The organism is Roseateles chitinivorans (assembly GCF_002761755.1).
Classification (GTDB): Bacteria; Pseudomonadota; Gammaproteobacteria; order Burkholderiales; family Burkholderiaceae_C; genus Roseateles; species Roseateles chitinivorans.
Genome location: NZ_PEOG01000061.1, coordinates 1 through 17726, shown reverse-complemented (window position 1 = coordinate 17726; position 17726 = coordinate 1). Strand labels below are relative to the sequence as shown.

At 69.9% G+C, this 17726-nt stretch carries 15 protein-coding genes; 2 read left to right on the top strand and 13 right to left on the bottom strand.

Annotated elements, in window-relative coordinates; genetic code table 11:
* The 12 genes from CS062_RS19415 to CS062_RS19360 form a co-directional block, all read right to left on the bottom strand.
* Complete coding sequence (locus CS062_RS19415) at positions 1 to 3594, bottom strand: alpha-1,6-glucosidase domain-containing protein (RefSeq protein ID WP_099863211.1); 3594 nt, start codon at positions 3592 to 3594, stop codon at positions 1 to 3.
* Between the two features lie 283 nt (positions 3595 to 3877).
* Entirely contained in the window at positions 3878 to 4390 is a 513-nt protein-coding gene (gene nusB, locus CS062_RS19410; protein WP_099863210.1) for a transcription antitermination factor NusB, read from the bottom strand.
* A complete protein-coding gene (ribH, locus tag CS062_RS19405) occupies positions 4387 to 4851 on the bottom strand; it encodes a 6,7-dimethyl-8-ribityllumazine synthase (protein WP_099863209.1) in 465 nt (154 codons plus the stop codon). The genes nusB and ribH overlap by 4 nt, the downstream gene beginning before the upstream one ends.
* A gap of 13 nt (positions 4852 to 4864) precedes the next feature.
* Entirely contained in the window at positions 4865 to 5971 is a 1107-nt protein-coding gene (gene ribBA, locus CS062_RS19400) for a bifunctional 3,4-dihydroxy-2-butanone-4-phosphate synthase/GTP cyclohydrolase II (protein WP_099863208.1), read from the bottom strand.
* 25 nt (positions 5972 to 5996) lie between these two features.
* Complete coding sequence (gene ribD / locus CS062_RS19395) at positions 5997 to 7661, bottom strand: bifunctional diaminohydroxyphosphoribosylaminopyrimidine deaminase/5-amino-6-(5-phosphoribosylamino)uracil reductase RibD (RefSeq protein WP_158238839.1); 1665 nt, start codon at positions 7659 to 7661, stop codon at positions 5997 to 5999.
* Positions 7658 to 8761 (bottom strand): hypothetical protein, encoded by a 1104-nt coding sequence (locus tag CS062_RS19390; protein ID WP_143742417.1) that lies wholly within the window; start codon positions 8759 to 8761, stop codon positions 7658 to 7660. Before CS062_RS19390 ends, ribD begins: the two co-directional genes overlap by 4 nt.
* Positions 8758 to 9546 carry a PilW family protein gene (locus CS062_RS19385; RefSeq protein WP_099863205.1) on the bottom strand — a complete coding sequence of 263 codons (789 nt, stop codon included), beginning with the start codon at positions 9544 to 9546 and terminating at the stop codon, positions 8758 to 8760. Before CS062_RS19385 ends, CS062_RS19390 begins: the two co-directional genes overlap by 4 nt.
* A 12-nt stretch (positions 9547 to 9558) precedes the next feature.
* Positions 9559 to 9978: a type IV pilin protein gene (locus CS062_RS19380; protein WP_099863227.1), complete on the bottom strand. Its 420-nt coding sequence runs from the start codon at positions 9976 to 9978 to the stop codon at positions 9559 to 9561.
* Positions 9975 to 10568 (bottom strand): GspH/FimT family pseudopilin, encoded by a 594-nt coding sequence (locus CS062_RS19375; protein WP_099863204.1) that lies wholly within the window; start codon positions 10566 to 10568, stop codon positions 9975 to 9977. Before CS062_RS19375 ends, CS062_RS19380 begins: the two co-directional genes overlap by 4 nt.
* 148 nt (positions 10569 to 10716) lie before the next feature.
* Entirely contained in the window at positions 10717 to 11160 is a 444-nt protein-coding gene (gene nrdR / locus CS062_RS19370; protein ID WP_099863203.1) for a transcriptional regulator NrdR, read from the bottom strand.
* A gap of 16 nt (positions 11161 to 11176) precedes the next feature.
* The gene (glyA, locus tag CS062_RS19365) at positions 11177 to 12427 is read right to left on the bottom strand and encodes a serine hydroxymethyltransferase (protein WP_099863202.1); all 1251 of its coding nucleotides are present in this window, start codon (positions 12425 to 12427) and stop codon (positions 11177 to 11179) included.
* A gap of 362 nt (positions 12428 to 12789) precedes the next feature.
* Positions 12790 to 13641, bottom strand: a complete 852-nt coding sequence (locus tag CS062_RS19360) for a lytic transglycosylase domain-containing protein (RefSeq protein WP_099863201.1) — start codon at positions 13639 to 13641, stop codon at positions 12790 to 12792.
* Positions 13642 to 13949: 308 nt separating this feature from the next.
* On the opposite strand from CS062_RS19360, the gene CS062_RS19355 reads away from it, so the two are divergent.
* The gene (locus CS062_RS19355) at positions 13950 to 15503 is read left to right on the top strand and encodes a UbiD family decarboxylase domain-containing protein (protein ID WP_099863200.1); all 1554 of its coding nucleotides are present in this window, start codon (positions 13950 to 13952) and stop codon (positions 15501 to 15503) included.
* Between the two features lie 248 nt (positions 15504 to 15751).
* Here the strand turns inward: CS062_RS19355 and CS062_RS19350 are convergent, their stop codons facing one another.
* On the bottom strand, positions 15752 to 16519 hold the full coding sequence (locus CS062_RS19350; RefSeq protein WP_099863199.1) for a YdcF family protein: 768 nt from the start codon (positions 16517 to 16519) through the stop codon (positions 15752 to 15754).
* Between the two features lie 89 nt (positions 16520 to 16608).
* Here CS062_RS19350 and CS062_RS19345 point away from each other — a divergent pair.
* Positions 16609 to 17726 (top strand): DUF748 domain-containing protein (locus CS062_RS19345; RefSeq protein WP_158238837.1); only part of this gene is annotated, 1118 nt, incomplete at its 3' end.

Sequence of the window (17726 nt, the reverse complement as noted above, 5' to 3'; positions counted from 1 at the left end):
TCAGCGGGCCGATGCGGCGGGAACGACGAACACGACCGCGGTACGCGCCGGCACCTCGAAGCGGCCGGTCGCGCGGTCGAAGCGGGCCTGGCGCGCGCGGGCGTCCGCGCCGGTCGCGTGGACCGGATGCGGGACCAGCGCATGACCCGCCAGCGCGGGCAGCGTCAGCGCATGCGCTGTCTTGTCGACATTGATCAGGTAGACCAGCTCGTCGAAGTTGGCCCCCGGATAGCCGACGCCGTTCAGCCGCCCGACCAGCACCGTCGCCTCCTGCGTCGATCCGGTGTTCAGGAAGCTGAGCCGCGCCTGGATGTCGGCCGCGGTGCGCAGCCGCAGCAGCGTCGAGCTCTTGCGGATGCGCAGCAGGTCGCGGAAGGCGTCGCGGGTCCAGGCGATGTCCGCGGCGCCGGGCTTGATCGCCGCGTCGGCCAGCAGCGGCCGCGCATGAACCCAGTTGTCGGCGTTGTCCCGCGCCGGCGGCAGGCCGACGCCGAAGTTGTTGTCGGCATAGCTCCAGTCCAGCCGGTTGAACCAGTCGCCGCTGTCGTAGCTGTTGCGGTCCAGCGACTTGCTGCGCAGCGTGTCCCCGCCCGCATGGAAGTACGCCACGCCCTGGCTGAACGCATTGATCGCGCTGGCCAGGATCTGCACGCGGGCGCGGTCCTCGCGGCTGGTGCCTGCCGGCAGGCGGAACGCGTTGTTGTCGAACAGGGTGAGGTTGTCGTGGTTCTCGACGTAGTTGACGACCTCGCCGGGCTCCAGCACCCAGCCGGCTGGAATGCCGCCGACGTCGATCTGGTCGAGTCGCAGCAGCTCGTCCCAGCTCGTCTGCATCCGGAAGCTGCGGATCGAGCCCGCCATCGATGCGCGGATCCGGTCGGCCTGCCACATCAGCTCGCCCCGGGTCTGGCCGGCGTTGCCGCCGTTGCTGTCGTAGAAGAAGCCGTTCACGTAACCCTGGTTGGCCCGCAGCGCCGCGCCGGAATCGCAGCAGCCGCCGCCACGCACCGCATCGCGGATCAGCGGATTGAAGCTGCCGATGCCCGAGCCGTTCAGCGACAGCATCTCCGCCTGCACGAAGCGCGCGCCGTTGGCGACCTCGCCGAAGTTCCAGCCCTCGCCGACGACCTGCACCTCGCGCCCGGAGGCCTGCGCCACGCGCGCCTTCAGCGTCTCCATGACCGCGCGCGGATGGTGACCCATGATGTCGAAACGCAGCGAGCTGATGCGGTAGTCGCGCACCCAGGTGACCGCCGAGTCGATCATGAGCTTGCCCATCATGAGGTTCTCGGACGCGGTGTTCTCGCAGCAGGTCGAGCGCTCGATGCCGCCGCTGGCGTTGTAGCGGAAGTAGTAGTTCGGCACGACCTTGTCGAGCACCGAGGTGGCGTTCTGGCCGGACGAGGTCGTGTGGTTGTAGACCAGGTCCATGCCCACCCGCAGGCCCGCCGCATTCAGCGCCTGCACCATGCGGCGGAACTCGACCACCCGGGCGACCGGATCGCTCGCATTGCTCGAGTAGCTGCCCTCGGGCGTCGAGAAATGCTGCGGGTCGTAGCCCCAGTTGAAGCAGTCGGCCGCGGCCGCGGCGGCCACCGCGGCCTGCTGCGTCTCGCCGTCCGGCGCGCCGGTGGGCGAGGGCGTCACGCAGCCCTTCTCGTTGACGGTGGCGAAGTCGAACGCCGGCAGCAGATGCACGTCGGTCACTCCGGCCGCAGCCAGCGCCGCCAGATGGCGCATGCCGTTGGAGCCGCCCTCGGCGAAGGCGAGGTACTTGCCGCGCCGTGCCGGAGGCACGGTCGCGTCGTTGATCGAGAAGTCGCGCACGTGCAGCTCATAGATGCTCAGGTCGGACGGCGCGTTCACCGTCGCCGGTGGCGCGCCGGCGTCCCAGCCGGGCGGCTTGGTGATGCCGGCGTCGAGGTCCATCACCACGCTTTGCTGTCCACCCAGCGTCACACCCAGCGAGTAGGGATCGGCCACCAGATTGCGCACCAGCCCGACGCCCTTGACGAACACCTGCACCTGGTAGCGGTAGCTCGCCCCTTGCAGGTTGCCGGGCTTGCTCAGGGACCAGACGCCGGTCGCGGGCTCGCGGCTCATGGGCTCGGTGGTCGTCCGGGTCAGCGAGGAACTGCCGACCGGCGTGGTCAGCACCAGCTGGACGTTCTGCGCCGTCGGCGCCCAGACCTTGAAGCTGGTGTGGCCCCTGGCCACGGTGGCGCCCAGATCGGGCACGTCGTAGGCGGCCGCATAGAGGTCGTCGAGGGCACCGGCGATCTGCGCGGTCGTCGCGTTCACCACCCGGCCGCCTGCGTCGACCTGCGCCAGCACCAGTTGCTGTTGATGCAGCGCGGCAAGCCGGGGGACGTCGGCCGCGCGCACCGCGAAGACGGCGCCGCTGGCCACGTACTTGAAGCGTCGCGCCGCCGCCTCCGGCACCGTGCCGGTGAAGGCGTCCAGGGTGAGGAAGCCGTCGGCGCCCGTCACTGCCGCGCCGGCCGCGACGGCGATCTGGCCGGTGGCCGAGTGGTACAGCCGCACGCTGCCGCCGGGACTCATGCGCGGCCACTTGACCAGCGTCCTGTTGAGCCACACCGCGCGCGCGTCGGTGCTGGAGACCTGGCGCAGGTCGGGCGGCGCGGTGTAGACGGTGGCGTCGCCCTCGACCAGCCAGACTTGGCCGACGCGGTCCTGCACCGTCAGCGCGCCGAACTCGATGCGGAGATTGCTGTCGCGGCCGTCCTTGTCGTTCTCGTTGGGCGGCATGCCATGGATGATGAACTCCAGTGCCTTGCGGCTGGCGTCGTCCCGGGGATTGAGCACCGGCAGGTCGAAGATCACCTCGTCGCTGCCCGCCACGTGGCCCGGCATCGCACTGAACGGGACCGGCTGGTTCCAGCGGTCGATCGTGACGCCGCCGGGCAGGGCGGCCGTGTCCAGGCCGCTGCCGTTCCACAGGTGCAGGCCCCAGGCCGCGTAGTTGGCATCGAAGCGCTTGTAATGGACTCGCACCGTCGTGAGGTCGGGCACCGGCTGCCCCAGCGGGTTGCTGGTGTAGGTCGTGCCGTCGCCCTGCAGGCGCCAGACTTCGTTGGCACCGGCTTGCAGAGTCAGGGACTGGTCGGCGCCGCCGTTGTCCTTGTCGTCGCCCTTGTGGAAGAGGAAGCCCACGGTGCCGCTGCCGGCGGCGAGTGGCACGTCGTAATAGACGCCGAAGTCGTCGCTGCCTGTCGCGTTCCAGCCCTCGTTCCAGTTGGGACTGCGGGCCGCGTTCCAGGTGTGGATCTGCCAGCCGGCGGCATTGCCATCGGCGCGACGGTAGTGGACGCGCAGCGAGGTGGCCGGCGCGTCCGGCGAGGCGACCGCAGCGGTGCGCGCGCGGCGGTCACCGCCCGTGCCATCGGCGTCAGGAACGGCGGCGAGCAGGGCGACACCGGGTTCGTCCGCCGTCGAAGCGGCCCCAGCCGAAGCCTGCGCGCGCGCGGCATCGGCCTCGCCAGTGCCTCCGCCACAACCGCCGAGCAGCCCGCTCAGAGCGATTGCCCAGGCGCCGAGCGCCGTCTTCCAGCTGCTGCCAGTCCGCACGCGCATATCCGTCTCCCTGCAAAAGGTCGGCGGATGCTATTGAAGTAAAACTACTCGCTCAGATAGTGAAAGCCCGAACTTTCGCTACATGTACTGGCTGGAGGGGACATCTCAGGGGACATGATTGAGCCCGATCGGTCGCCATTCGGAGCGCCGGATGTAGTTTTGCTTCAGCTCATACCCGCTGTCGGCAGCAGCCGCCTCCGATCCCTACCGATTTGCAGCCGAAAACAACAAGGGCCCGCAGGCGGCAACGCCTCGGGCCCTTGGAGCGGCGGAGCGCGAAGGATCAGCCGCGCACCGACTTCACCTCGACCGGACGCAGGTCGATCGCGGCGCGGTCCAGCACGCCGTTGACGTACTTGTGGCCGTCGGTGCCGCCGAAGGACTTCGCCAGCTCGACCGCCTCGTTGATCGCGACCTTGTACGGGATGTCGATGCAGTTCTTCAGCTCGTAGGCGCCGATCATCAGGATCGCATGCTCGATCGGCGACAGTTCGGTGGTCTTGCGGTCGGCGTGGCGGGCCAGCACGGCGTCCAGCTCCGCGGCTTCCTCGATCGCGCCATTGAAGAGCTTGTCGTAATGACCGCGGTCAGCCTTGTCGAAGCCGTCCTGCTCGCGCGTGTGCGCGTCGATCACGCCGATGTCGTCGCCGGTGACCAGCCATTGGTAGATGCCCTGCAGCGCATGCTCGCGCGAGCGGCGGCGGGCGGACTTGGCGGGCGCCTTCTTGGCGGCCGGCTTGCCGCCGTTCTTGGCCGCAGGCTTGCCGGCGGGGGAGGAGGTGTCCTTGGTGTTCACTTGAGTTCTTTCAGCAGCTGCGCCATCTCGACGGCGACGGTTCCGGCATCGCGGCCCTTTTCCTCGGCGCGGGCCCAGGCCTGCTCCTCGTTCTCCACCGTGAGGATCGCGTTGGCGATCGGCAGGCGGTGGTCGAGCGTCAGGCGGGTGACGCCGGCGCCGCTCTCGTTGGCGACCAGTTCGAAGTGGTAGGTTTCGCCGCGGATGATGCAGCCCAGCGCCACCAGCGCATCGAATCGGCCGCTGGCGGCCATCGCCTGCAGCGCCACCGGCACTTCGAGCGCGCCGGGCACCGTGACGTGACGGATGTCGGCGTCCTGGACGCCCAGTCGGCTCAGTTCGGCCAGGCAGGCCTTGGCCAGCGCGGTCGTCAGTTCGTCGTTGAAGCGCGCCTGGACGATGCCCACGCGCAGGCCGCGTCCGTCGAGTCGGGTCGACTGACCCTTGTCAGATCCTTGCATGCGGTCCTCGGATTCAGCAGTCGTTGGTAGTGGCCTGAGCGGCCTGGAAACCGGTCACTTCCAGCCCGTAGCCGGTCATGCTGGGCATGCGGCGCGGGCTGCCCAGCAGCTTCATCCGATGCACGCCGAGCTCACGCAGGATCTGCGCGCCGACACCGTAGGTGCGAAGGTCCATCGTCTGGCGCGGTTCCTCGTCGGTCGCCGGTTGCAGCCGCGCGAGCAGCGCGTCGGCGTCCTCGCCGCAGTTCAGCAGCACCGCCACGCCCGAACCTTCGCGCTGGATGGCCGCCAGCGCCTGCGGCAGCGGCCAGCTGTGGCCACAGCGGCCGGCGTCCAGCAGGTCCATCGCGGAGAAGGGCTCGTGCACCCGCACCAGGACTTCCTCGTCCTTCTGCCATTGACCCAGCGCCAGCGCCATGTGGACGTTGTTGGAGCGATCGCGGAAGACGTGGCACTCGAACCGACCCTCGCGCGTTTCCAGCGGACGCTGCGCGATGCGCTGCACGATCGATTCGTTGCGGCTGCGGTACTCGATCAGATCGGCGATGGTGCCGATCTTCAGGCCGTGCTCCTGGGCGAAGACCTCCAGATCGGGCAGACGGGCCATCGTGCCGTCGTCATTCATGATCTCGCAGATGACGCCGGCGGGCGTCAGGCCGGCCATGCGCGACAGGTCGCAGCCCGCCTCGGTATGGCCGGCGCGCATCAGCACGCCGCCGTCCTGGGCCTGCAACGGGAAGATGTGGCCCGGCTGCACCAGGTCGGATGCCACCGCGCCCTTGGCGACCGCGGCCTGCACGGTGCGCGCGCGGTCCGCCGCGGAGATGCCGGTGGTGACGCCGGTGGCCGCCTCGATCGACACGGTGAAGGCGGTGCCGTGCTTGGTGCCGTTGCGGGTGGCCATCGGCGGGAGCTGCAGCTGCTCGCAGCGCTCGCGGGTCAGCGTCAGGCAGATCAGCCCGCGGCCGTGCTTGGCCATGAAATTGATCGCTTCGGGCGTGACGTGGTCGGCGGCGAGGACGAGGTCCCCCTCGTTCTCACGGTCTTCCTCGTCGACAAGGATGACCATGCGGCCGGCCGCCAGTTCGGCGACCAGCTCGGGAATCGGTGAAATAGGCATGGGCGCGATTGTAGGCGGGGCGGGCTCAGGCGCTCGTGGCAGGTCTCAGGCGCAGGCGGAGGTCGCCGCCGACCGCCAGGCTCTCGACCACGCGCAAGCGAGGGGCCTGGTCGAGCGCCGTCAGTCCGCCCAGGTCGACCATGCCTCGACCGTCGCCCAGCAGCGTGGGCGCCAGGTACACCAGCAGCTCGTCGACCAGGCCGGTGCGCAGCAGGGAGCCGTTGAGCTTGTAGCCGGCCTCGATGTGCAGCTCGTTGACCTGCCGACGGCCGAGATCGTGGATCACCGCGGCGAGGTCCACCTTGCCCCGCGCCGGATCGGCGAGGCTGACAAGTTCCGCGCCGAGGCCGGCGAGCACGGCCCCGCGTTCGCCGGCCTCCGCCAGCGCGTGATAGATGAGCAACTCGCCGGGCGGCGCCAGCAGTCGGGCGGCCGGAGACAGCTCCAGCCGCGAGTCGATCAGCACCCGCTGCGGTTGCCGGCTGGTCGGTACCTCGCGGACATCCAGGCGCGGGTCGTCCTCACGGGCGGTGCCGATGCCGGTCAGCACCGCCCCGGCGCGGCGGCGCCAGGCATGGCCGTCCTTGCGGGCCTCGGGGCCGGTGATCCATTGGCTGACGCCATTCGACAGCGCCGTGCGGCCGTCCAGCGACGCGGCGATCTTCATTCGCACGAACGGGCGGCCGTGCCGCATGCGGGTCAGGAAACCGATGTTGAGTTCATGCGCCTCGACCGCCGCCGGATGGTCGGTCGCCAGCACGTCCGTGACGATGCCAGCGGCTCGCATCCGTGCCAGGCCCTCGCCGGCGACCAGCGGGTTGGGATCGCCCAGCGCGACGACGACCCGTCCCACGCCCGCCGCGATCAGCGCGTCGCAGCACGGTGGCGTGCGACCGTGGTGGGCGCAGGGCTCGAGTGTCACGTAGGCGGTCGCGTCACCGAGACCGTGGCCGCGCGCCTGTGCGTCCCGCAGCGCCATGACCTCGGCATGGGCCTGGCCCGCCGCCTGCGTGTGGCCTTGTCCGAGCACACGATCCTGCGCATCCACGATGACGCAGCCGACGCGGGGATTCGGATCGCTGAGGCCGACGGCGCCCTGCGCCAGGCGCACCGCCTCGGTCATCCAGCGGCTGTCCCGGGCGTCGGCATGAAAAGGAGTCGGGGGCGAAGAGGGGCGGGGCGCTTGCATGGCGCCCAGTCTAGCGGCGTGCTCCGGTGGGAGCAGGAGCAAGCCAGAGAGGGTCGGATCCTCCGCCGGCAGCAGGCTGTCCAGCGTGAGGGACCGAGGCGTGCCGGCGCGATCGGTCCAGCGGACCCGCAGGTGGACGGCGCGCGGCGCCGGAACGTCGGACACGAGGCCGGACGCTGCAAGGCCGCCGGGCGGCATCGGCTCATGGAAGGGCGCGGCCTGCGCGTCGAGGCTGAACTCGGTGGCGGGGCCCTCCCAGGTCAGTGAGGGGGCTGGGCCGTCGGGTCGCCACCGCCAGCGTTCGAGTTCATTGCGGGCCAGGCGCAGTGCCTGTTCCTGGTGCCGGATGTCATCGACGACGAGCCGCAGACGGACCTGGAGGGTCATGAGCGCCGCCATGCCGATCGCGAGCAGGGTCAGCGCGATCAAGGCCTCGATCAAGGTGAAGCCTCGGCAGCTGCGGCGCCGGTCGAGCGCGAGCGGGGAGCAGGTGCTGGTCATCGCGTGGGGGTCCATCCGCCGGGGACCGGGAGGAAGCTGCCCATCTGGCGATGCACCCGGTAGAGGACCGCGGCGTCGTGCACCAGGGCGACCGCCTCGCCCTGGTCGATGACGCCATCGGTCACGACCGCGCCGCGCCACGACGCCGCCTGGCCGGCGGGTGGATGCCAGCCGATGCCCTCCCGCGCATAGAGCACGCCTTGCGCACTGCCCGGCGCTGACAGGTCGAGGCGACCGTCGACCACCAGCACCAGAGGGGCATCGTCAAGTGCGGCTGGCGGCCATTGGCTCAGGCGCGCATCGCCATCGATCCAGATCAGGCGGCGCCCGCGCGCCAGTGCCTGGGCAAGCGGGGTGCTGCAATCGCCGTCGCACCGCAAGCGCGCGATGGCGGGCTGACTGCGATACCGCATCGGCGGATAACCGAAGACACGAAGGAAACTGCCCGGCCCTTCGATCGCCGCCTGTGGCGGCGGCAGTCGCAGGGCGCTGAGCAGGGCCAGATGCCGGGCGGCCTCGGCGACGCCTGCGGGTCCTTCGGACAGGTCGTCGCAGTCGATCCGGCGATCGCTGCAACCGCGCACGATCAGCTTCAACTGGCCGGCAGGGCCAGCGTCCGCAAAACGGACGCTGAACCTGGGCTGCGGATCGGGATGCCGCACGTCCGCGGTCGGCGCTACGCTGGCGGAATCGCCGCCTGCCCCGCACTCGCAGGTCCAGCGCAGCGGTCCGGTGTTCACGCAGGTCGGGAAGGCGGCGTCATCCGCGGCCGCAGGAGCTGGTTTCGCGCGGTAGTGCCCATCGGCGCCGTGCTGCAGGAAGCGGCTGCGGAAGTCGGTGGCCGGGAGCGCCGCGGCGCCGGCCGGGTTCGACGCCGGCCGGCAGTGATCGTCGACATGGCCGCCGTTGAGCATCGCGATCGCCCAAGCCATGCCCGCCTCGGCCGTCTCGAAGGCCGTGGCGGCACGCTGGTCGTTGGCAGCCACCCGCTCCGCCGTCGTCAACTGGCGGGCGGCCCAGGCGGCGCCCAGCGCCAGCACGCCCAGCAGGACCGCGCACATCGCCAGCGTTCCCAATCCCCGTTGCAGGTGGCGTGTCATGGGCAGCCTCCCGTGAGCGCGTCGTTGCGCACCAGGCTGAGCGCCGTCAGTTGCTGGCTGACCCTGCGGTCGTGGACGGCCTCGGCGTCGATCACCAGCTCGACAAGACGGGCCACGATCGCAGGGCCGCAGGCGGCGGCGCTGCTGCCGTCGCTGCTGCTGCTTCCGCCGCCGCCGTCCGGCAGCGGGGTGGGCGGCGAGGTGCCGGGCGTGCAGGCGCGCGCGCAGGCGTCGCTCAGCGACCGTGCCTGCGACTCGACCCGCAGATCGAAGGCACGCACGCGCAGCACCGCAGGATCGGTCAGCGGTTGGTAGCGCCCTGCGACCAACTGGTCGATGCGCCCGTCGCTCCAGCGGAATCCGGCGACCTCCCGGACGGTGGCGCCGTCCGACGAGCTGCCGTCGCGGGCGAAGCTGTAGGTCACGCGCTTGCCGGCGTCCCCGACCTCGATGTCCGCGTAAGGGTTGCGGACCGGCGCCGGCCCATCGGCCTGCCAGAGGGCGTCTTGCGGGCGATCCCAGGACGCGGCACGGCGCAGGTCGCGCAGGACCAGTTCCGCGGTGGCGCGCAGCTCCTGCTGAACCTGCAGTTCCAGCAGCAGCCGGTGATGGGTCCCGACCTGAAGGCCGGCCATGGCGAAGGCGCCCGCCATCAGCATCAGGCTGATGGCCAATCCGACCAGCAGTTCGACCAGAGTGAATCCCCGTGGGAGAGGACGCCTGGCGTGGCGGCTGACGCCTCGAGGCATAAGGGGGCGAAGCAGGCGGCGACGATCGACGGACATGAGTCGCTCCCTTCAGCGCGGCCAGCAGGCGTCCGCCTGCTCGGCGCCGCTTGCATCGTGGCCCGACGTGTGGACGGCACCGGATTCCAGCCGCAGCGTCAGTACCTGGCACCTGCGATCGCCTGTCTGGCTGCCCTGGGCGATGGCCTCGAGCGTGTAACGCGTCGCGTCCGCCTGCGCGATGCGCAGCCGATAGAGACTGCTCCGCGTCATCGATGACTGCGCCAGGTCCTCCAGCCGCTCGGCATAGCGGGGATGCCCGGACCTGAAGCGCTCCTGCGCCAGCTGGATCGCCAGCAGGGCCTCGCGAGCTTCGGCGCGCCGACCTTTCAGGACGTGCTCGCGAAAGCTCGGCAGCGTCAGGACGGCGAGGACAGCCAGGATGGCCAGCACGACCACGATCTCGATCAACGAGAAACCCCGCGTCCTCATGCGCACCTCGGCAAGCGGATCGCGGTGCCGTCGGGCGCGCAACTGCGCACCCGACCGGTCAGGCTGACGATGTGGCGGATCGCACCGATGCCCTCCATGCGGACCTCGACCGTGCCGCTCACCGACACGGTGCCCTGGCGGCCGCTGAAGAGCATCGAGGGCACGTTGGACACGACCTCGACCTGGCCGCGGCCGCGCGCCCAGCGCATCTGCTTGATCGCCTGGGCGCCGGCATCGCAGACCGGCGGCGTGTCCATCCGGCAGCCGCAGCCGCCGAGCGGACCGGTATGCAGCACGTAGCAGCGTCCGCTGCCGGTCACCGCGGACTCGTCGCCGCCGAAGCGCAGGATCACGTTGCGCGCGCCCTGGATCGCCTCGCTGCGTGCCAGCTGAAGGTCCCCGAGGACCGCCTGAGCGCTGTTGGAGAGCCGCTGGCGCCAGAGCCAGTCCCGCAGGTCGGGGCCGGCGAGCATCGCCGCGATCGCGACGATCGCGACCGACACGAGCAGTTCAACCAGGCTGAAACCGCGGCCGCCGATGACGGGAGAGGGGCGGGCGGTGAGGGCGGGAAGGGCGAGGAATATGGGCACGTCGGATCTCCAGAAGAGTTGCCAGGAACTCTAGGGAGACGCGCGTCGCGGCGCTTCGCCTTCAGGTGGGAAAAGCCGGCCCGCTGAAGGGGGCCGGCTTTCGGGGGAGGTCGCGGTCGATGCCGTCAGGCAACGGGCCGAATCGGGTTCAGATGTCCCGGATCAGTTGCCTGAATTCGTCGACGTCCTCGAATGAGCGGTATACCGACGCGAAGCGCACGTAGGCGACCTTGTCGATGCGCTTGAGCTCGCGCATCACATGCTCGCCGAGCTTGGTCGACGGAATCTCGCGCGCGCCGCTGCTCAGCAGCTTCTCCTGGATGCGCTCCAGCGCCGCGTCGATCTGCTCGATGCTGACGGGACGCTTGCGCAACGCCAGCGTCATCGATGCGCGCAGCTTGCCCATGTCGAAGTCCGCTCGCGTACCGTCCTTCTTCACGACCATGGGCAGCGCGATTTCCGCGCGCTCGTAGGTCGTGAAGCGCTTCTCGCAGGACTGGCAGCGCCGGCGGCGGCGCACGACATCGCCTTCGTCCGATTCGCGGGTCTCAGAGACTTGCGTGTCGCCGTGACCGCAGAAAGGGCAACGCATGCGCCGCGGGCTCCGCTCAGCGGTAGACCGGGAACTGACGGGTCAGTTCGGCCACCTTGTCGCGCACGCGGGCCAGGTTGGCCTCGTCATGCGGGTTGTCCAGCACGTCGGCGATCAGGTGGGCGGTCGCGCGGACCTGCTCCTCCTTGAAGCCGCGAGTGGTCATCGCCGGCGTGCCCAGGCGGATGCCGCTGGTGACCATCGGCTTCTGCGGGTCGTTCGGGATGCCGTTCTTGTTGCAGGTCATGTGGGCCGCGCCCAGGATGGCCTCGGCTTCCTTGCCGGTCAGGTTCTTCGGACGCAGGTCCACCAGCATCACATGGCTTTCGGTGCCGCCGGAGACGATGCGCAGGCCGCGCTCGATCAGCGTCTGCGCCAGCACCTTGGCGTTGGCGACGACCTGCTGCTGGTAGGCCTTGAATTCGGGCGACAGCGCTTCCTTGAAGGCCACCGCCTTGCCGGCGATGACATGCATCAGCGGGCCGCCCTGGATGCCGGGGAAGATCGCCGAGTTGATCTTCTTGGCGATCGCCTCGTCGTTGGTCAGGATGATGCCGCCGCGCGGTCCGCGCAGGCTCTTGTGCGTCGTCGAGGTCACCACGTCGGCATGCGGCAGCGGGTTCGGGTAGACGCCAGCGGCGATCAGGCCGGCGTAGTGCGCCATGTCGACCATGAAGTAGGCGCCGATCTCCTTGGCGATCTTGCCGAAGCGCTCGAAGTCGATGCGCAGCGAGTAGGCCGATGCGCCCGCGATGATCAGCTTGGGCTTCTTCTCGCGCGCCAGCGCCTCCATCGCGTCGTAGTCGATCTCTTCCTTGGCGTTCAGGCCGTAGGAGATGACGTTGAACCACTTGCCGCTCATGTTCAGCGCCATGCCGTGGGTCAGGTGGCCGCCTTCGGCCAGGCTCATGCCCATGATGGTGTCGCCGGGCTGCAGCAGCGCGAAGAACACGCCCTGGTTCGCCTGCGAGCCGCTGTTGGGCTGGACGTTGGCGAATTCGGCGCCGTAGAGCTGCTTGAGGCGGTCGATCGCCAGTTGCTCGACGATGTCGACATATTCGCAGCCGCCGTAGTAGCGCTTGCCGGGATAGCCCTCGGCGTACTTGTTGGTCAGCTGGCTGCCTTGCGCGGCCATGACCGCCGGCGAGGTGTAGTTCTCCGAGGCGATCAGCTCGATGTGTTCTTCCTGCCGCTGGTTCTCCTGCTGGATGGCGGCGAAGACTTCGGCGTCGACGTTGGCGAGGGTCTGTTGGGTGCGGTCAAACATGATGATGTCGGCTCAAGGGTTGGCGCCGCCCGGCCGGCAGCGCATCGGCGCGATCGCGGAACGCGAAGCGGCGACGGATGCCGGAACGACGGCGGCCCAGGCGAACGGCACGGACAGCCGGAGGAGGCCCCCGGCCGTTCGCGCTTCCCGGTGGTGACCCACCTCGGGCGACGCCTGCGCGGTGAAGGAATCATCACCGGTCAGGGCGCCCTGATCGCCAGTTGCGCGAAGCGTGCAGTGTAGCCGCACCGGAGCGGGGCACGGCGCCGGTCGTGACATTGTTCCTGGGCGCGCGAGCGTGCCACCGCGCCAATGAAAAACGGGCTCCGAGGAACCCGTTCGATCGTGACGCGGCACAAGGATCAGCGCATCACGGCGGTCATCGCGACCTGCTCGCCGCCGGGCGCCGGCGCCGAGGCCGGCTCGCGGATCGGACGCGGCGCGGACGGGCTGACATTGCGGCCCTGGACCACCGCCTTGAGCAAGTCCTGCTCGGCCAGCACGCGGGCAGCGTAGCCGGTGTCGTCGGGCAGGTTGGTCGCGCCGACGTAGCGCCGCAGGCCCTCCTCGAGGCTGCCGGCGCGCTGGATGCACTCCTTGAGCACCTGCACGCCGACGCGCAGGTTGGTGATCGGGTCGAACGCAGCCAGGTTGCCGCCGAAGGCCTCGTACTTGTCGTCGTGGACCCGCGTCATCACCTGCATCAGGCCCTGCGCGCCGACGGCGCTCTGGGCGAACGGGTTGAAGCCCGATTCGATCGCCATGATCGACAGGATCAGCGTCGGATCGACGCGAGCGCGCTGGCCGACTTCCCAGGCTTCCTTGACCAGCCGGCTGACCGGCTCCGGCGCCACCCGGTAGCGGCGCGCCAGGTAGTTGGCGACCAGCGCCTGCTGGCGGGTCAGTTCCTTCGGATCGACCGCGGTGGCGCGGCTGATCGCCTCCGGCTCGGCCATCAGCGCGAGCACGTCGCCGGAAGCCTCCACCCGGGCCTCGTGGCGGGCATTGAGCCAGCCCAGCACCTGGCCTTCCAGCTGCTGGCGCAGGTCGGCCTGGCTGGCGAAGACCAGCCCGACGGCGACGACGGCGAAGCCCACCAGGGCGAGCGTGTTGTGGCTGACGACCAGCAAACCCTGGCCGATGTCCTTGATGAAGAGCACCAGGGCGGCACGCGCCTGGCGGGGGAGGGATAGCAGGTCTGAACGCGCTGTCATGCGACTCCTTTCTCCGACCACGCCCGGTGTGAGCCTGACGAGTCGCAAGTCGCGTTCACTCGTCGGACGCACCCCTGGGGGTGGCGATAATGGGCCGGTTCGGGCGTCGTCGGCAGCTCGGAGGGCTCTCAGAGGGCTCCGGGCGTTTGGCGCGACAGACGGGCGATCCAGCGTCCATTGGCAGCGGACCGGTTTCGCCGTCCCAAGGCGAAGACCGGGATAACCCTGGGGGCCAGGGCAGGGCGCGATTCTATGGACCAAAAATAACCCGTCAACCGTATGGGCCTTGTTCATAAAAACTTTTGGTTATGAAGTACCGAGATCTGCGTGACTTTGTGGGCGCTTTGGAAGGCATGGGGGAACTGCGGCGGGTCACCGACCCGGTGTCGCCGGTGCTCGAGATGACGGCTCTCAGCGACCTCGTGCTGAGGGCGGAAGGACCGGCCCTGCTGTTCGAGCGGCCCACCGGGCACCGCATGCCGGTGCTGGCCAACCTGTTCGGCACACCGCGCCGGGTGGCGCTGGGCATGGGGGCGGAGTCGACCACCCAATTGAGGGAGGTCGGCCAGCTGTTGGCGACGCTCAAGGAGCCGGAACCGCCGCGCGGCATGCGCGACCTGGGCAAGCTGGCCCAGATGGGCAAGGCCCTGTGGGACATGAAGCCGGCGCTGGTCAAGCGGCCGGTGTGCCAGGAACAGGTAGTCGAGGGCGAGGACGTCGACCTCAAGCGGCTGCCCATCCAGACCTGCTGGCCGGGCGATGTCGGCCCGCTGCTGACCTGGGGACTGGTGGTGACGCGGGGACCGCAGCGGATCGCCAACCCCCGGCTGCGCCAGAACCTGGGCATCTATAGACAGCAGCTGATCGGCCGCCGGCAATTGATCATGCGCTGGCTGGCGCACCGCGGCGGCGCCCTCGATTTCCGCGACTTCGCGATCGCGAATCCGGGACAGCCGTTCCCGATCGCGGTGGCGCTGGGCGCGGACCCGGCGACCACGCTGGGCGCGGTGACGCCCGTGCCGGACACCTTGTCCGAATACCAGTTCGCCGGGCTGCTGCGCGGCTCGCGGACCGAAGTCGCCGACACCCAGGTCGGCGAGGCCGGTCGGATGCTGCAGGTCCCCGCAACCGCGGAAATCGTGCTGGAGGGACACATCCCGCCGGCGACGCCGGGCTTCACCGGCCACAGCGAGGACGGCATCCCGCTCAAGGAGAAGGGCGGCTACCTCCACGCGCTGGAAGGTCCGTACGGCGACCACACCGGCTACTACAACGAGCAGGACTGGTTTCCTGTCTTCGAGGTGAACCGGATCACCCAGCGCGACGGCGCCATCTACCACTCGACCTACACCGGCAAGCCGCCCGACGAGCCGGCGGTGCTGGGCGTCGCGCTGAACGAGGTGTTCGTTCCGATCCTGCAGAAGCAGTTCCCCGAGATCGTCGACTTCTACCTGCCGCCGGAGGGCTGCAGCTATCGGATGGCGGTGATCTCGATCAAGAAGGCCTATCCGGGACATGCGAAGCGGCTGATGTTCGGCCTGTGGAGCTACCTGCGCCAGTTCATGTACACGAAGTTCATCGTGATCGTGGATGAGGACGTCGACATCCGCAGCTGGCAGGACGTGATCTGGGCGATCACGACCCGCATGGATCCGGTGCGGGACACGACGCTGGTCGAGGGCACGCCGATCGATTACCTGGACTTCGCCTCGCCGGTCAGCGGACTGGGCGGGAAGATGGGCCTGGACGCGACCAACAAATGGCCGGGCGAGACCAGCCGCGAGTGGGGGCGCGTCATCGAGATGCCGGCCGAGCACAAGGCCCGGGCGGCGGATCTCTATCAGCGTTTGTTCGGGGGCTAGGAATGTCCTGATCCTAGGGGGCGCGGCTTGAATAGGCCGGATGGCCCACCTAAGGTTGTCAGGCCTTTCCGGCACTTCCTCTGGCGCAGTCTCTGCGCGCCAGGAGCCCTGCGGCAGATGGCCGCGGAGCCCCAAAGGCGGCTGGTCCGCCCACCCCCTCCCGTCCGGGATGCCCGGCGCGGAGGGGGTTTCTATTTATTGGGGGCGGCTGGTTCGTGCCCGGCCGCGAGCGGCCGCGGGCGGCCGCGTCAGTGGCCGGCGAGGTATCCCAGCCATTCGTAACCCAGGTAGCGCGCCCGGGCGGTGCCGTCCTGCGACGGCAGCAGGTCGCGCCATTCGAATCCGGACAAGGCCAGGCCCATTGGCGCCGGGACCACTTCGACCCCAGACGGCAGGGCCTCGCGGAAGGCGCGCAGTGCGCGGCGCATGTGGACGTCGTGCGTGACCAGGACGACGCGGCGGACGGGCTGGCCGCGGAGCAGTTCGGCGGTGTAGCGCGCGTTCTCGCGGGTGTCGGTGGCACGGTCTTCCTTCGCGGCGAGCTTGAAGCCGAACTCCTGCGCGGCGGTGCGCTCGGCGAGGGCAGCCTCGGTCATGCGGTCCCCGGGCGCGTCGCGCGGCGTGCCGCCGGTGAAGATCAGGGGAATGCCGGTGCGCCGCGACAGCCAGATGCCGTAGCGCAGCCGCTCGATCGACGCCGGCTTGAGTTGCGCGGTGCCGTATTCCGGCATCAGCCGGCGGGCGCCGCCGCCGAGCACGACGATGACGCTCTCTCGCGGCGGGAGGTCCTGGAGCCGCTGGACCTGCACCGCCTGCTGCGGGCCGAGCAACCGCTGCTGCAGCCACAGGGCGCCCAGTTCGGTGCTGCCGACCCAGACCGCGATCAGCCCGGCCGCGAACAGCGCCCCGGACAACCACCGCCGGCGGTGCCGCAGCCACCAGGCGAGCAGCAGCAGCGGAAACGCGCCGGTGGGCGGCAGCAGGAAGGCCGCGACCGCGTGTATCAGGTCGTTCATCGGGAGCCGGGGACGGGTGTCAGGTGTTGAGGCCCGCCAGCATAATCAGCTTCCTTGACGATTCGACCGGTTCCTTGCCGGCTGCGCCCGTGTTCTTCTCCGCTCTTCCCGTCTGGCCCCGGCGCGCCTTGCGCGCGCTCGTGGGCCTGGTGCTGTTCCTCGTCGCGCTGCTGCTGGTCGCGTGGGTGGCATTGCCGATGTGGATCGAGCGGGCCGGCGTGCGGATCGCCACCGAGCAGCTCGGCCGGACGGTGACCCTCGGCCGCGCGAGCTTCACGCCGTGGCGGCTGGCGCTGACGCTGGAGGATCTGAAGATCGCCGGCCCCGCGGCGGAGTCGCCGCCGCTGTTCGAGGTGCATCGTGTCCGCGCGGCCCTGTCGCCGCGCTCGCTCTGGCACCTGGCGCCGGTGTTGTCGTCGCTGAAGGTGGAGGCGCCGCGCGGGCGCGTCGCGCTGCTGCCCGACGGCAGGACCGATCTGGACGACATCCTCGCCCGGCTGGCCGCGGATCCGAAGACGCCGGCATCGCCGGACGAGGGCCCGGCCGAGGCGGCGCTCTACAACATCGAACTCACCGACGGCGAATTCCGGCTGGACGACCGGGCCGCCGGCATGGTCCATGAGCTGAAGGCACTGCATCTGGGCATCCCCTTCCTGTCGACGCTCGACGCGGATGTCGAGGTGCACGTGCAGCCGCGGCTGTCCGGGCAGTTGAACGGCGTCGGATTCCAGAGCGAAGGCCAGGCGCAGCCATTCGCGGACACCCGCAGCGCGAGCATGACGGTCAAGCTCGATGCGCTGGACCTGTCCGCCTATCGCGCCTATTGGCCCAAGGCGCTGCCGATGCGCCTGGCGCAGGGCCAGGTCGATACGCAGCTGACGCTCGACTTCAAGCAGCCGCCCGGGCAGTCCCCCGAGGTCAAGCTCAGCGGTCGCGCCGCGCTGCGGGGCCTGTCGCTGCAGCGCAAGGCTGGCGACGGCGATGGAGCCTGGACAGATTGGCTGCGCTGGCAGGCGCTGACCGTCGACCTGACGGACGTCCAGCCGCTGAAGCGGCAGGTGATGTTGGGCGCGGTGACCCTGAAGCAGCCGGAGCTGCTGATGGGGCGTGACGCGCAAGGTCGGCTGTGGCTGCCGGAAATGCCGCCGGCGCAGGCGCCCAAGCCGGTGACGGCGGTGGCCGCCGCGTCCGCGGCCAGTCCCGCAAG